11 protein-coding genes are annotated in these 15726 nt (G+C 61.1%); all 11 read right to left on the bottom strand.

Features of this window, described 5'->3' with window-relative positions; all coding sequences use genetic code 11:
- A partial coding sequence (locus ACFQU4_RS37160) for a sulfatase-like hydrolase/transferase (protein WP_377502186.1) occupies positions 1-328 on the bottom strand: 328 nt, incomplete at its 3' end.
- A gap of 238 nt (positions 329-566) precedes the next feature.
- Positions 567-2954, bottom strand: a complete 2388-nt coding sequence (locus ACFQU4_RS37155) for a hypothetical protein (RefSeq protein ID WP_377502183.1) — start codon at positions 2952-2954, stop codon at positions 567-569.
- A 1426-nt stretch (positions 2955-4380) separates the two neighbouring features.
- Positions 4381-5424: a LacI family DNA-binding transcriptional regulator gene (locus ACFQU4_RS37150; protein WP_377502180.1), complete on the bottom strand. Its 1044-nt coding sequence runs from the start codon at positions 5422-5424 to the stop codon at positions 4381-4383.
- Between the two features lie 82 nt (positions 5425-5506).
- On the bottom strand, positions 5507-6238 hold the full coding sequence (locus ACFQU4_RS37145) for a hypothetical protein (protein WP_377502177.1): 732 nt from the start codon (positions 6236-6238) through the stop codon (positions 5507-5509).
- 527 nt (positions 6239-6765) lie between these two features.
- The gene (locus ACFQU4_RS37140) at positions 6766-9096 is read right to left on the bottom strand and encodes a carbohydrate binding domain-containing protein (protein WP_377502174.1); all 2331 of its coding nucleotides are present in this window, start codon (positions 9094-9096) and stop codon (positions 6766-6768) included.
- A gap of 105 nt (positions 9097-9201) precedes the next feature.
- Positions 9202-10071: a carbohydrate ABC transporter permease gene (locus ACFQU4_RS37135; protein ID WP_377502171.1), complete on the bottom strand. Its 870-nt coding sequence runs from the start codon at positions 10069-10071 to the stop codon at positions 9202-9204.
- A gap of 4 nt (positions 10072-10075) precedes the next feature.
- Positions 10076-10951: a carbohydrate ABC transporter permease gene (locus ACFQU4_RS37130; RefSeq protein ID WP_377502168.1), complete on the bottom strand. Its 876-nt coding sequence runs from the start codon at positions 10949-10951 to the stop codon at positions 10076-10078.
- Between the two features lie 70 nt (positions 10952-11021).
- Positions 11022-12290, bottom strand: a complete 1269-nt coding sequence (locus tag ACFQU4_RS37125) for an ABC transporter substrate-binding protein (protein ID WP_377502165.1) — start codon at positions 12288-12290, stop codon at positions 11022-11024.
- Between the two features lie 1000 nt (positions 12291-13290).
- Positions 13291-13887 (bottom strand): hypothetical protein, encoded by a 597-nt coding sequence (locus ACFQU4_RS37120; protein WP_377502162.1) that lies wholly within the window; start codon positions 13885-13887, stop codon positions 13291-13293.
- A 149-nt stretch (positions 13888-14036) separates the two neighbouring features.
- Positions 14037-14726 (bottom strand): hypothetical protein, encoded by a 690-nt coding sequence (locus ACFQU4_RS37115; RefSeq protein WP_377502159.1) that lies wholly within the window; start codon positions 14724-14726, stop codon positions 14037-14039.
- A gap of 224 nt (positions 14727-14950) precedes the next feature.
- Positions 14951-15726 (bottom strand): hypothetical protein (locus ACFQU4_RS37110; protein WP_377502156.1); only part of this gene is annotated, 776 nt, incomplete at its 5' end.

Genomic DNA, 15726 nt, shown 5'->3' with positions numbered 1-15726 from the left:
CCCCCTGCATGGTCACCGGATGCGCCTCGGTGAACGGCACCCCGTCGCGGTAGCCGTAGCGCCCGTGCCGCTCCGGCGACTGCCCCGTGAACAGCGCGACCCGGGCCGGCACACAGGTCGGGGTCGCCGAGTAGTTCCGGGCGAACCGGGTGCCCTGGCCGGCGATCTCGTCCAGGTGCGGCGTCTTCACCACCGGGTGGCCGGCCGCGGACAGCGCGTCACCGCGCATCTGGTCGACACAGATCAGCATCACGTTCGGCCGGTCCAACTTGCGGCTGCGATTGCCGGACGCCCGACTGCTCGGGGCATACGGTTCAGATGCGGACATATCTCCCTTTCGGCTATTCCTATATCATGGCGACAACGGTTTCGGCCGCGAAGGCGCTCCTGGTCAGGCACCTGACCAGGAGCGCCTTCAGCCGCCGCTCGGGAGCATCAACGGATCCAGAATCGAATCTCCGAAACATCAACACGGGCCGCGTTCGGCGTTACATCTGCCGAGAACATCGGCGAAGGAACGGACTCAGACGACGCATATTTCGAACGCTCAAAGTCCGCCGAGCACCTCACTCAAATTCGAGCTCCAGCACCTTCAACTCGTCCGCCTGCAACTCAAAACTCAGACCCTTCGCCGGATTGGTTCTCTCGCCTGGCACGCTGAGCACCTCGCTCACGTTCACGAGCCGGTCCGGGAACACCAACGGATCCAATTCAAGATCGACAGACCGCTTCCGAACTTCCCCGCCATTTCCTTTGTTCCAAACGACAAGGTTCGCCTTAGAAGCACCATCTCCGAAACGCTCTACCAGGACGCCTCCGTGTGAGCTGGTCACGCCAGTGACTGGCTCCCAACCACGTTGATGCAGTTCCTGGACGACTGGGACAATCTCGCGCTGATACTGTACTTCATTCTCCGACACCTCACCATGCGCCTCGTCCGGAGTCACATCTGCCGAGATCCTTCCTCTGCCGTTCTTCGCCGGCTGCATGCCATAATCTTCCCCAATAGATCCATCCATCGGCTGCTCCTGCGCATCTCCACGCAGTTTCCACAGAGGATTCATAGCAAAAGTCACAGCATACAGCAGCGAGTATCTCGTCAACATCCCAGAATATTTGCGACCGAAATGTTCAGGCTTAGCCGAGTAGACACAGGGCTTTCGATATCCGAGAGACCTCGAGCGCGGCACCCATCGAGACGCCTCCTCGTCAAAGTCATCACTAAGTATTTCGGCCGCAATAACGTCCAGCGCCAGAGCAATGAACACATTGCCAGGAAGATTGCCAAGCATGATCTTGTCGCTCTTGCGGAGGAGGTCGCGAAGCACAAACAGATACTCGCACAGATCACTACTCATCCAAATTGCAGGTTCGAACCCATCATCAGCATAGGAAAGTCTTGCCGCACTCGGAAAGTGATCACGACGGTAGTTGTAACCGCCGAAGAAATGCAGGACGTCGAGCATGACGCCGGAAACTCTAGGATTGTCGAGCAGCATCGGGACATGGTAATTCAGCATGTACCCTGCGATCGTCTCCGTCCCACCGGGTTTCCCTAGATGCGGGTTAGGATTCAACTCAAACTTTGCCGCCCTGCCGTTGAATACCTCATGTACATACTTGATCCCGTGCTCTTCAGCCTTCTTTTGAGCAGCAGTGAGATTCGGCCCATCGCCCTTCCACTCCTCAGGATCCCTCAATAGCGCCGCGCTCTTGCCACAAGCCCGGATCATCTTCTTGTATTCGTCAGAGCTGGTCCAGCTCGGCGGATGATTGTTCCCCCCAAAGAGGAACGGATCGGCCTCCCAATCAGAATATGCCCGCATCGCGTCCCGAAGATTCTTCGGCACCTCCGGAAGATACGAAATGCTCGCCATGTAAACGTTCGTGTACGGAAGCACGTAGGCATGGGCTGGATTGTCACTCCAGCCATCATGCTGCGAATACTGCTCGACATTCGTCGCATCCCATGCATTCCTGCCGGCCTGATGGAAGAGGATATTCCTCCGGTACTCGGGCGACACATACGCAGGTGGACAGAATTCCCAGATTCCCGTCGGCTTGACCATAGCCTCATACGTTGTGGAATCCAATTCGTACAATTTCTTCAGGACGTGGCGAATCTCCCCGCCCGGAAGTACCGTAAGCCGGAAACAGAATTCTCCTGTCCCATGCCCTACCGCCTGCGACAGGCCGAGTTTCGTCCGGACATAGAACTGGGCAGACTCCAAGTCCAGCCCGATTCGATATTCGTTAGGGCGATCAGGACGAAGTGAATACGCCAGGCACTGTCCCTCTCTGAGCACGGCAGACGCCGTTTGAATGCTCTGAGTATGAGTAACGGACCTTACCGTGGGCAGGCTCGTCAGCGCTGGGCCACCCCGCCCCTCATGGCGCAACTTGACCACTTCGGAGTCATTGATTGACGACTGCCAGGAGGCCGAATCGGTTGCCAAAGGCACTGTGAAGACAACGTTCACCGCTCGGTCCTTGCCCGAGGTGTCGCGGACCCTGCCACTAACCTCAAGGGTTTCCGGGCTCACAAATCGATACTCTGCGGATACCGACAAGCCACCGCCCTTAAGAACAGATTCGTGGACCAGCGCGTCACCCTTCTTGACCACGGTGCCCTTGGCCCCGTACGCCCGCTTCGCCTTCCTGTCCTCGATCACCAAACCCGAGAGCGCGTCCCCGACAGGGATCTCAGCCTCGTTCGTAACCATGGCCACCAGGCGACCGTCCTGGTCGAACGTCACCGAGGTCGCGCCACCAGGGCCGACCAGCGTCTGCGCTTTCGCACCTCGCGGTTCCGCCGCAGCCAGACCAACCCCCGGGCCAATCGTCGCGACCGTGCCAGCAGCCGCACCCTTTAACACTGTACGACGAGCAACTTGAGTTGAAGCGTGACCAGCCTGCGTTTCGCTGGAAACACGATCTTCCTCTGTCATATCCATTCCACCTCCGTGGCGTCAATTCAGCTACCAAGCAAGTCTTGGACGACTTCATTCGTGACCGGCCACCTCTGACCTGGACCGGGTGGGATGACCGACAGGCGACAACCAGGAACATGACCAGGGAAGCGCTTATCCCGACTGTGCCCTCACGGCCATCTCCCTCTGTCACTGAGTTTGTCCCGAGTGTTGACAATACTCGAGGAACGGAAGTCTCTCAAGTCCTTGGACGGTGCTCGATCACCTAGGTTTCCCAACGCTGCCAGCAATCCTCAGCCGCCGGGGCCAGCGCGCACGTCTGCCTACTTGATCAACTCCTCGACCTGTGGTCGGCGCTCGCACACCTGTCTGTGTGTGCCGATGCCTCGCTGATCACCTCGGCTCTTGATCTTCCTTGGATTGCCTTGGTCGACCAAACGGTGGAACTGCCAGCGTCGGGGACTTGTGGTCCGATCGGCAAGGTCAAGAACTCGGATATGATCATCGCCGCCCAGCATCCCGGATAGATGATGCATAGGACGGCCTTCTACATCTCCGTCTACTCGGGCCGCATCGACGAAGTGGCCTGGCCCAGTACGCGCATCACCGCGTCAGGCTCGGGACTTGCCCAGACCAGCACCCCTCTGCGTCGCATCCACGCCTTCCAGGCCGTCTGGGAACTGATTCTGTTGAGCCTAACAGCCACGGGATTCCCAAAAGATAAAGAAGGGCCGCCACCTGATCTCGTCAAGATCTTGGCCCGGGGAGGACGGCTTGATGTGGCCCCCGCGACGGCGTGACTGACTGGGCGGGTTCCGAGCGCCGAAGGCGCAGCTGGGTTAGGTCGTTCGGACCCGGGGTCGGTCCGTGGCGGCTAGGTTTCGGGAGCGCCGAGGCTGTTTACGAGTAGCCAGGAGGGTGCCGCTTCGGATTGCTCGGCCAGTAGGATCTCGTCCGATTCGCCGAGGTTTCGTGTCGGTCAGGATGCGACGGCTACGAGCGGCGCCACGATCACCGGCTTGAACGGCTCCACAGTCGCGACAGCCTTGCGTCTCACATCGAACCGTCATCCCGGGGCCAGTCAGCCAGCCCCCTAGTGCCCGGTGTCAGACCGACGGGCAGATCCAAGGGAGTCGCGTGCGGGCGCGGCCCGATGGCGGGCATTCAGCCAAGCCGGAACGGCCAGTCTGCTCGAACTCGGTCGAATTGAGTTGCACGCAGGAGGCGGCCTTCTCTGTGTCCACAATCCGCTGGGTGGGGCAACTATTCCAGGCTGGCCTCGGAGTTCGACGGCGACGACAGCCTCTCACGACTCACCAACGTGCGCCGTCCGCACTCGACTGTGGATGTGGAGCGCCGCACAACGCTAAATGAACGGGCGGGCGCGAGGAGACACGCGCCTCGCAGCCATGCATGCACGACGAGATCAGTGCGTTGCGGCCGGATTGCTTCAATCCAGTCGGAATGCGACCGCCCCGAGCTCATCGAACGGGAGCATGCCCGAAGACATCCCGGGGACGAGCTCACAGCTCTGGTAGTTGATGCCGTTCGGTCGTTTCGACGGCTCCTGGGACAGGAGCGCCGACGCTGCAAGGTGACCGAGCTCGTTGAGCTTCGGATCGATTGATGTGAGGAAACGATCAGGACTGCCGCTGTACTTCGACCAATTGTCGTAGCCGACGAGCGCGACGTCTTCGGGCACACGGATGCCAGCCCGTTCGAATGCTCGGGTGATTCCTAAGGCTATGTAGTCGTTACCGCAGAAGATGGCGTCAAACGCGCCAAAACGGTCGACGAGTTCCTGGCCTGCTCGATACCCCCAGGGGATGGTCCAGTCTCCAAACAGCGGCTCGGCCAGCGCGAGTGGTCGCCCTGCGGCTTCTAGCTCGGCGCTGAACCCCTTCAATCTGCCCCGTACCGCTCGGGAGTACCTCATCGCAGTCACGTGGGCGATTCTGGTTCTGCCCTGATCGAGAAGATGCGCGGCCGCGAGGCGTCCGGCCTGCACGTCGTCCGGCAGGAAGCAGGTGTCCTCCGGACTCTCTGACACTCCGAAGACGTGGATCACCGGAGTACGAAACATCTTCGAGATCGAGGGGAAAGGCATGTCAGTTCCATCGCCGACGACTATGATCCCGTCGACCCGCCGTGCCTGCAGCGTCCGGAGGTTGTCTGGCCTGGCGGACACGTTGTCTTCGTCGTCATAGACGAGCACAGCGACATCGCGCCTGCTGAGTTCTGCGATGATCCCGGTGATGACCGGAGTCGAGAAGTTGCCCGAAGCCTTCTGCGCGAGGACCCCGACTGTGAAACTGCGGCCCAGAGCGAATGACTGAGCAAGCGCGTTCGGGCGAAAATCCAGTCGTTCGGCGGCCTCATGGATTCTCCGTCGGGTCTCGGCGGAGACATGTCCTCCTCCATTGAGCACACGAGAGGCTGTGGGCACGGAAACGCCACATTCAGCTGCGACATCCTTCAATGTGGCAGGCCTCATCAGGTCCCCTTCCTCCCCTACATCCTCTCAAACCGTGGCATGCATCGGGGGCGGGGAGGCTCAGTTTCGGCTCGATTTCGCTCTAGGGAGGGTCCACCAGCGAGTCCAGCGTGACCGAGCGCAGCCATTCGTCTTCGAATCGCACATCCGCGTCCCGCAGCGCCTGCCTTAGTTCGACCTCGAAGTTGTCCCGGGCGATCATCTTGGCTGCGATGAGGCGTTCAGCAGGTTTCGACAGGTCCAGTCCCTTCGCAACTTCGGGGTGATCAGCGAGTGCCTTCTCCAAGGCTCTTGGCGCGGCGAGCATGGCGTCGGCCGCCTCCCGTTCGACGACGGAAGCGGCGTCCGCCATCTCCTGAAACTCATACTGCTCCAGAGATCTCTCGACCGGGCCATACACAACCTTGCCCGCGTCCGCGGCCTCAGCCCGAGCACGGTTGTCGGCTTCCCATCGCGCAGTGAGGGCATCGAATGTCACGTCGTCGATGACCCCGACGTCCGCCGCCTGCACTCGACGGATCACGCCCTCGGCGCATTTCCGGCTGGCCCTTTCGACGAGCAACTCAGCCGTCGGGTCTTCCGAGACCGGCGCAGATCCGTTTGTCGTCCATCTGTTCTTCGCTGCGGTGTCCATGACCTCCGCCCGAACCTGCTTGACGCAGTATCTGAACTCTTGTGCGCTGACCTCCACACCGCTGACGACTACCGCGGTAACGCCCGGGTCGGGCGGAACCGGCTTGACACTAGGAGAGCACCCCGCAAGCCCGAGCATCACGACGATGCCGGCCACGAGTCCGACAGCCAGCCTCCTCATCGCTCTTTCCCGCTTCCGGTACGGGCGACCGAGAACCTCTTGAGTTCAGCCCGTTCCCCGCTGATCTCCTTGATCTGGAGAACAAGTGATCTTCGGCTGCGTCCGTGGATACGCAGCAGTAGCTCGGTGTGTGCCCTCCAAACCCCCTCGGATGCAACCGGCGCCCGGGTGTTGGTGATCGTGGCCATGTGCACTTGGGCGGCGGCGCTCTTGGTGGCGCTCGCCCAAATCAACGGACCGGCGCCGGGCCGTTCGCAACCGCGCAGCGTGAGTAGTTTCATGCATTTCCCTTCCCGGGCTAGACCGCCTGCGCACATCCGGGGGGCGGGGTCGGTCAGTCATTGCTCTGATCTGATCGGGCTGCTGGGTGACCCGGGGCCACCCAGCAGCCACATTCTCGACTACGCCGCCCCGTAGGCGGAATCAAACATCACCGAGATCGGAATCCTGGCGACGCCTCCCGCCCGTACGGAGAGAGCCACCTACGATGCCGCAGCGGCTAGTCTCCGATGGCATAGTGATCAGAGTCACGGACTATCGACGCGAGTGAGGCTCAGTGTGTCGCAGAATCCGACATCGAGTCCGCTCTCTTTGAGGCAGTAGATCTTCGCACTCGTGGCGGTGTCGCCCATCGTGAACGGCACGGTCACCTTCGTCCACTGATCCGCGGTGACGGGTGCGAATTTCTCAGAATTGCCGAAGCTGTACACGCCGACCCGCATCTCTTCGCCTGATTTCACCGAGCGTGCCCAGCCGGTGAGTTCGTAGCTCGCGCCGGGGACTAGCCCCGACACGACCTGTTCGACGCCGCTATGACCATTGATGCTTGTCTGCAGTGCGTAGTCTCCTTGCTGCATGTCCTGCGCAACGACGAAGTTGTCATCGTGAGTGCCCAAGATCTGTTTCCAATCCCCGAGTACACCCTGCTCGAAGCCACCATTCTTCAGCAGCGGATCGACCGCGATGTCGTCGCAATGCGATACCGCAGATGTCGGCTGATAGCAGTAGACACGGGCGGATGTCGCCGACGCTCCCGTGGTGAAGGTAAGTGTGGACTTTGTGTAGCTCGTGCTCGCGAACTGCACGGCGATGTCCGCGCCTCCGTACTCCTTCACACCGATGTGAGGGCCTCTGGCGGCGTCGACCGACTTGCCCCATCCCGACAGCGTGTACGTCGTCTTCGGTTGAAGTCCAGTGACCACCTGCTCGACTGCACCACCGGACAGGGAAAGTGCCTTCGTGCCGCCCTGCACGTCCGCGGTGACGATGGCCGCCGAACCCCTGCGGCTCCAGCTTGTCAGGCCGTCTTCAAAACCGCCATTGGCGACGATCGTTCCGGGACGGTCGGTGTTCGCCACCACGGGGCCAGCGTATGCGCCGATGTGAGGGGCGGTCGTCGCGGATACAGCATTGCCCCAGTAGTCCCGGCCGCCGTTGTCGGCGATAAGTCGCCCCTTTGAGAGAGCGGGCGACCCTGCGGTCAACTTATACCCATCAACCGTGTCAAGTCCGTCGCGGCCAGTGCCAGGGTTAGCGAATTTAGGATCTGCGTCGATCGCATTCACATCAGCCGTGGGACCGTTGAAACCATGGTAGACGTTGCGGTCGACAACGATACCACGGTCAGTGTCGAACCGACCCAGCCCAGATCCGACAAATATGTTGTTGGCAACAAGAGCACTGGAAGGTAGACTGATATCGAAAGGGCGGTCCGGGTTGTACAACGTATTGTTATACATCTCCAGCTTCACGTTGCCACCTTTCGAGGTGATGATTCCCTCACCCTGCGACACGTTGTAGCGCACGATGAGCTTCGGAATGTCCGTCTGACCTGGCCCAAAACAGGTCAGACATTCGAGATAGAATCCACCGGAATTCTCGTGGCTGTAGTTGTACTGATAGATGCAGGATCCAGTGATTCCCCAGTCACAGTCCCAGCCCATCGAATCTGGCCCTGGTTGCGTACGTGCAGATTCATTGAATTGGAAGACGGGATTAGCGCTCGTGTAAGCCCAGATACCGGCGATCGCGCCGCGATTGACCGCGTTGTGCCCGGCGTCGTAGCTGACGTTGTGCTCGACTAGGGGGTCGACTGATACACCGATCAGGATCGAGTCCGCGGCGGCGCGGAACACGGAGTTGCCCCGGATCACCACATTGCGGTTGTGCTTGATGGTGTCGTCGCCATTCGGAGATCCGACGACGGCGATCCCCATGGACTTCACATCGCGCACCTCGTTGTTCTCGATCGTGACGCCATCGAAGTACCCAGTCAGACCACTCGCTTTGGCCGGAAGGCGGACCTGGATGCCAGCGGACACGTAGCGGTCGCTTGCGTCCCGATCCGAACGACCTGTGATGTGATGCACGTCGAGGTTCTTGATGGTGATCCCGCGGTGGACGGCGTTGCCGGTGTTCTCGACCAGCACGCCGCTGCGCTTGCCCTCTGCAGCTGCGATGTTGGTCACTTCGAGCCCGTCGACGGTCCAGTAGCTGGAGTCGCGGATGATCACCGGAGCTTCGACGGTTCCTCCACCGTTGATGATCGGCTTGGCACCTGTGCCGTAGCTGGTCAGGTTGATCGGCTCCGTCGAGGACCCGCTTCCCTTCGCGATGAAGGATCCGCTGCAGCTGGTGCCTGCCTTGAGGCGGATCGAGTCGCCGGCGGCGAAGGCACCGCCAGGAGGCCGGACCGCTGCGAGCGAGTTCCACGGACTCTTCTCTGTGCCGGTGCCGTTGGCTGCGGCAGAACAGTCGACGAAGAATGCTTTAGCCGCCGCCTGGGCCGAATCGCCAGGGCCTACCAAGGCGCCGAACGCCACGATCGCGCTGACGGCGACCGCGAGTGCGGCGCGCAATCGCGACGGTCGTAGCCGCGCTGCGACGCGAGTTGGAGGACTGGAATGCATTAGCTACTTCCCTTCTTTGGGATGGCCGGGAGCGGGCGCTCCCGGCCAGCACTGTCAGGACTTGACTGCTCCCGCCGATATGCCCGCGACGACATACCGCTGCAGAAAACTGAAGACGACGACAAGTGGCAGAACTCCGAGCAGCGCGGCAGGGAACAGCGTCGTCGGCTCGACGGTGTTCGGGTCGATAAGGGCGTAGGCGTTCGCCATGATCGTCCGGTTCTCCCCGCCTTGAAGGAAGACGAGAGGGACGATGAGGTCATTCCACACGACAAGGCTGATGAACGTCACGAGCGTCGCCGTCACGGGCGCGAGCAGCGGGAAGATGACGGCGAAGAAGACGCGCAAGGGTCCCGCTCCGTCGATCGCGGCTGCCTCCTCGAGCTCGACCGGCACCTGCCGCATGAAGCTCGTGTAGAAGAACACAGCGATCGGCAGATTCATGGCCGTATAAACGAGGATCACGCTGAGTTGAGTACCCAGAATGTGGAGGTCACGCACAAGCAGGTACAGCGGCGCGATAAGCACATAGATCGGAACGGCAGTGCCGATGATGAACACGCGATACAGACCGTTGGCCCAGGACCGGCCGATGCGGCTGAGCGGGTAACTGGCCATCGCGCCGAACGCCACGGTAAGTGCGCAGGAACCGGCGAGGATGGTGACAGTGTTTGCGACGCTCTGCGCGTAATTGATCCGCATGAACGCGTCGACGACGTTTTCGAGAGTCAGACTTTGAGGCCAGCCGAGCGGGCTCGCCGAGACATCGGCAGCGGGGCGGATCGCGGTAAGCACAGCGAATGCGAATGGGATAAGCAGGAGGGCAACTCCGGTGACGAGACCGATGTCCCCCAGACGCCGCTTGACCTGATTCCAGACACCGGCGCCCCGAGTAGATACCGTCACGAATGTTGTTGCAGACATGAACTCATATCCTTTTCTCGCGCATGCGCAGCACCGAAGTAGCGACGCTGCTGAGGACGACGACAATAACGAGGAGCAGTACGGCGATCGTGACTCCGTACGCGAACTCACCCGCTCCACCGAACACCTTGCGGTAGACCAAGAGCGTGAGAGTCGTTGTGGAGCCCGCGGGACCGCCGTTGGTGAGCACAAACGGGAACTCGAAGACCTTGAGCGAACCGATAAGCGAAAGCGTAATGTTCACAGTCAAGGAATGTGCCAGCAGCGGCCACTCGACAGTGCGGAACCGCCTGAAGCCGCTGGCGCCATCCAGGTCCGCCGCTTCCAGGACATCGGCTGGGAGCGCCAGATATCCGGCAAGGAAGATGGCGGCCGAGTATCCTGCGAACATCCAGGTGTTGACCAGGGCCACAGCAGCGAGTGCCGTATCGGGATTGCCGAGCCAGATGCGAGTGAATGACTCGAGGCCAAGACCTCGGAGGACCTGATTGATAGTGCCGTCGGGCGCGTAAAGATACGAGAAGATGAAGGACGCCATGACCGGGGCAACGAGCGTTGGCATCAGAATAAGGACGCTCACGAGCTTGCGGATCCGAGGGCGGTTGTACATAGCCCGCGCCATGAGGAGGCCGAAGATGTTCTGGAACACGACGACCCCGAACGCGTAGACCACAGTGGTTCTGACGGCACGAAGGACCTCGCCGTCCGTGAGTAGGCGCGAGTACTGCTCGAGTCCGACGAAGTCGGCCTTGGGACCACCACGGCTGTCCGTCAAGCTCAGCCAAAGACCATTGGCCAGCGGATAGACGATGAATAGCCCGTAGACGGCGAGCGCGGGAAGAAGGAACCCGAGAGCGACGATGGGGCGTTTGGAGATCATGACACACCCTTCAGCGAAAGGGGCGCTGCCGCCGACCCGGTGGCAGCCGCGCGGGATGGGACTATTCCGCCTATTCCGCCCTCTTCGCGATCCCATCCATCTCGACGAGGAACTGGTCGACCGTGATCTCTCCAAGGAAAAGGGCCTGGAGGCGCGAACCCATCTGGGTCTGCACGTCGCCCGACATCCAAGTGTTTGTCTGCATGAACCGGTAGTTCCCTGACTCGTAAGACGCGAGGAACCCGTCCATGGCGTCGTTCCCCGGACTCACGCCGGACGTGAACGGAGAGATTGCGTTCTCGGCCTCGAGGAACAGGCTGAGGTTCTCGGGCTGCGACCAGAAGTCGACGTACTTCTTTGCCGCATCCTTGACCGGCGAAGCCTCGTTGATACCCCACATCGTGCCAACGAAGAGCAGCCCGTTCGGGTCGAGACCAGGCTCCCCGCCAGGCCATCCGGTGAACTGTGTGTTGACACCAGCTTCCGCCACTCCGCCAAGATTCCACGCGCCCTGAAGCCAGAAGCCCGTGTTGCCCGCCTTGAAATCGTCGGCGCCCTGCGACCACTCGTCTTCACCGAGCTCGGTCTTCCAGTCGATGAGGCCCATGTCCTGCATTTCGAGCAGCTGCTCGACGGCCGGTTTCCAGTCCGCGAAGCTCGCATCGCCCTGGTAGAACTTCTCGTCCCAATCTTTGTCGACTGTCGTCGCAGCAGCGTTGAGCAGCGCCAGCGCCCCTGTCCAGCCGCCCTTGTCCGGCAGCGTGATCGGGTCGTGGCCCGCTGCTTTCAGTTTGATGAGCGCATCGACGAAGCCGTCCCAATCAGTGGGAACGCCCGTGACGCCGACCTCGTTGAGGAGATCGGAGTTCGCGTAGAGGCCCACGCCAATGGCCTCCATCGGCATACCGAGCACCGCGTCGTCGTACGTGACGAAGCCTGCGACCTCGGGAACGATATCGTCGGCCCAGTTTGCGTCCGACTGATCTGCGAGGTAGCCGGACTCTCCCCAGGTCGAGAGAAGGTTGCTGTCCACCATGATCACGTCTGCGGAGTTGCCTGCGAGCAGTTCCGGCTGGACGCGCTGTGAGTAGGCTTCATTCGCCGGAATCACCTCGAACTCGAGCTCGATGTCGGGATTCGCCTTCTCGAAGGCGGCATTAATCTTTGCGACATTCGCCGGCTCACCTTCACTGCCTTTCCAGGCGTACACCTTCAGGACCGAGTCGCCATCTTCGGTCGCCGGCTGTGAAGTTCCTGCAGTACAACCGGTGAGCACGACGGCCGTCACGCAGCTCGCCGCAACTACTGCCCGGATCGTTTGTTGCAATGACTTCTTCACTGAAGAGTCTCCTCATCGGGACCTCAAATTTGGGTGACCAGTTTGCCCCGGCCAGGAAGCCTAGGCAACCGGTTGCCTTTGTTTTGCTGGTGAGCGTAGATTGACGCCGCCGCCGTGTCAAGAACTCTCGGATATGCAGGCACCAGGCGTGCCGCAGTACTGGATTTCTTTACGCTACCGAAACACGAGATGTGGTTTACTGTGCACCGCGCTCAGGGCATCTGCAGTAATCGCCGACCCAAGAAGGACTCATCCATGAAGCCGTGGACTACTGATACTCGCATCAACGCGCACCCGATCACAAAAGTCGCTTGATTGGTGTCGTTGCCACTGGTGTTCTGCTGACGCTACAGATCGCAGTGTTGACCGTTTGACGCTCACATAGGCGACTCTTGTACACGAAGGTGCAATGAAATATAGCACCCTTGCCGACGGATCAACTCCACGTTGGATCATGGGGCACGAAACCGAACCAACATGCGTCGGTCCACGCGGGATTTCCCGGCTTCGGATCACCTAGCACAAAGCGGAACAAACGACACATCGCAGTGACCTACTCGGGCGTTGGTCACGATGTCCCAGATCGGCTGGCTGATCCAGGTCGTCGCCAAACTTCCGTCACTGCGGACAGCCTCCTGGACGTGCCGGGGACTCACATGGCGCCGCGACAATTTCTGGCTCTCGGCTCCTGCCGGCCCCCGCGCCAGCATCATGTGGCGTCGGAATCGTGATCACCGGTTGTTTGCCGTTGGTGGTGATCGTCGCAGCGAGATGGTCGGCCACCGCTACTAGGCCACCGCAATCGATCAGGGCGTCCCATGAAACGAGCCCAAAGAGCCTTTCACCTTTGCCTGCGCCATACCGCCTTCGCCCTCCGGCGCCAGAATGATCATGGCACCGTCGCACCTAGGCCTCAGCGGGGCACGGCGACACAAAGCCCTGTCTGTGCCGCCACGCCGGATCAGGTCCTAATGTCGTCCGCACTTCTTCGAGGCGCCGGCTACGGCTGAAGCACATCCCCGGGCGATGGGAACTTCACGTCCAGCGGATCATTGTGCTTCGAGAGCACGAGTTCCGTTTTCACGCCCGCCGCATCGCTCCGTAGTCCCACAAGTTGAGAATCCGACCGCCTGAAGGTCATGCGAGTCTCACTCGAAGTTCCCGGACTGGCCACGAAGGTTACCTTCTCTGCATCCGACTCAGCCGGAACAGCCCTGACGTCTCTCTCTCGGATCCTGTCGATCGCCGTGATGACGCTGTCCACCGAGTAGCGTTCCGCGAGCGCGTTTCCTTCCGCCACCTTGAACACGACATACTTGCCGCGGGCCTTCGCCGCCCCCTCCGCCGGGTAGCCGGCGCTCACCCAGAATTCCTCCGGTGCCATGAGCCAGGTGAGCCCATTTGCCCGCACAATCTTCTGCGACATGACTTTGGTCGCGCCGGATGTCACGTCGATCGTGCCGCGGAACTCGCCGAGTTTGAGGTCCAGGTCGAAGACCCAGTTCTGTTTGACACCGGAGCGTTCGACGACGACGTTTGCATGGGCCGAGCGGAGGTCTTTGACCTTGCGCTGGCCCTTCGCGAAGAGATCCGCCATTACAGGGTCAGCTGAGATCGGCGATCCCGTTGGGGAACCGGCGGGCGCCGGCGTGGCGGGGGCGGACGGCGTCGAGCAGCCAGCCAGGAGAGCGAGGCCAAGTATGGCGGCGCCGACACACCCCAGCCGCTGCCGTGGACTGAAGGCCATTACTTCTCCTCCCCGTCCGAGAGTCCAGGCCCCAGTTTCAGTTTGCATTCTGAATCCACCTTCTTTCGGACCGTCCGCAATACTTCATCGCTGGCTGCATACGCCTCGGCCATGAGGACTAAACCGTCAGGAGTGTTGAGCTGCTGCCCGGAACTTACGTAGTAGTCCACCAGTTCCTGAAACTTATCGGCAAGCTTGGTCCACATATCCTTCTCTTTGCCAGTGGAGTAGCCCGAAAGCTTCCTGTACAAACTGACCGATTGAGTCAGTCGATATTGGAAGGCACGCTGCTTCTGCTTTTCCGTCAGGGATTCGGTTTCCTTCCGCAACGCGTCCATTCGCTTTAAGACGTCGCAATAGCTCGTGCCGGCGCTCGGATCAGTGCCCTTCTCCGCCTTGGTCAGCTCCCGCTCCGGAACGCTCCGCTCGCGCTCTGACGGCTCCGCGGTGGGTGTCGATGGCCGCGGCTCAGGCTTCTCCTCCTCCTCGGGTTCCTGGGGGATTTTGGTTGAGCGATCGGTCTGCTTCGGGTCTTTCGGTTCCTTGGACCGCGGCGGTTCGCTCTCTCGAGGCTTGGGTGTGGTGCTACTTTCGGTGCTCGGCTTCGGTTGGGTCGGCGAGGGTGACTTGCTCGGTGATGGCGACTGGCTCGGTGAAGCCGGAGACGCTGTATGCGTGGCCTCAGGCACTCCGTCAGCCGGGCCGGGGGCAGCCGACTGTGTCGTCCCGCATGCTCCCAACGTAAGAGCCATGACCACCGCCGCGGCGCCAACCATTCCTACTTTCCTGCTCAACGTTCCCACCTCAATCGTTTCCTTGCCTCTAAGGGATAAAGCCGGTGGGCCGGCCTCAACGATCGGCCGACCCACCGGCTGGCTCACCTACCTGCAGCGAGCCCGATCTGCGACCCTGTCTATCGCTGGGTCCGCTGACGGTGACGACGGATAATGCCCGCCGTCACGACTCCGGCTCCGGCGAGGGCAATCCCAGCCGCACCGGCGATCTGGAGCAAGCCGATGTCGGCACCGGTGTTCGGGAGGCTTACGTCCCCACTGGACGAGCTGACAGGCTCGCCGCCCGTCGAATCCGATTTCGAATCCTTCGAATCCGACGTCGAGTCCGCCTTCTGATCGGCATCAGCCGAAGCATCCGACGAAGCAGACGAGGACGCATCAGCAGTCGCCGCAGCCTCAGCAGCCGCCGTCGCATCCGCATCAGCAGCAGCCGACGCCTCAGCATTCGCATCATCCGAAGCATCAGCATTCGCAGCAGCCTCAGCCGAAGCAGCAGCCGCCGCATTCGCCTCCGACGAAACATCCGTCGAAGCCTCCGACGACGCATCCGGCGTCGCCGCAGCCTCAGCAGCAGCCGACGCATCCGCATCAGCAGCAGCAGACTCAGCCGAATCCGCATCCGGAGACGCAGCAGCCTCAGCAGCAGCCTCAGCAGCCGCATTGCTGTCATCATCAGCCTTCGCCGAAGCAGCAGCCGACGCAGCAGCATTCGCATTCACACCAGCATCAGCATCAGCCGACGCATCCGGATCAGCATCAGCATCCGGATCAGCCGAAGCATCCGACGAAGCAGACGAGGACGCATCAGCAGTCGCCGCAGCCTCAGCAGCCGCCGTCGCATCCGCATCAGCAGCAGCCGACGCCTCAGCATTCGCATCATCCGAAGCATCAGCAT

Source organism: Microlunatus sp. GCM10028923, from assembly GCF_042666975.1.
Classification (GTDB): Bacteria; Actinomycetota; Actinomycetes; order Propionibacteriales; family Propionibacteriaceae; genus Microlunatus.
Note: the sequence above shows the minus strand (reverse complement) of the source record. Positions and strands in the feature narration are given on the sequence as shown.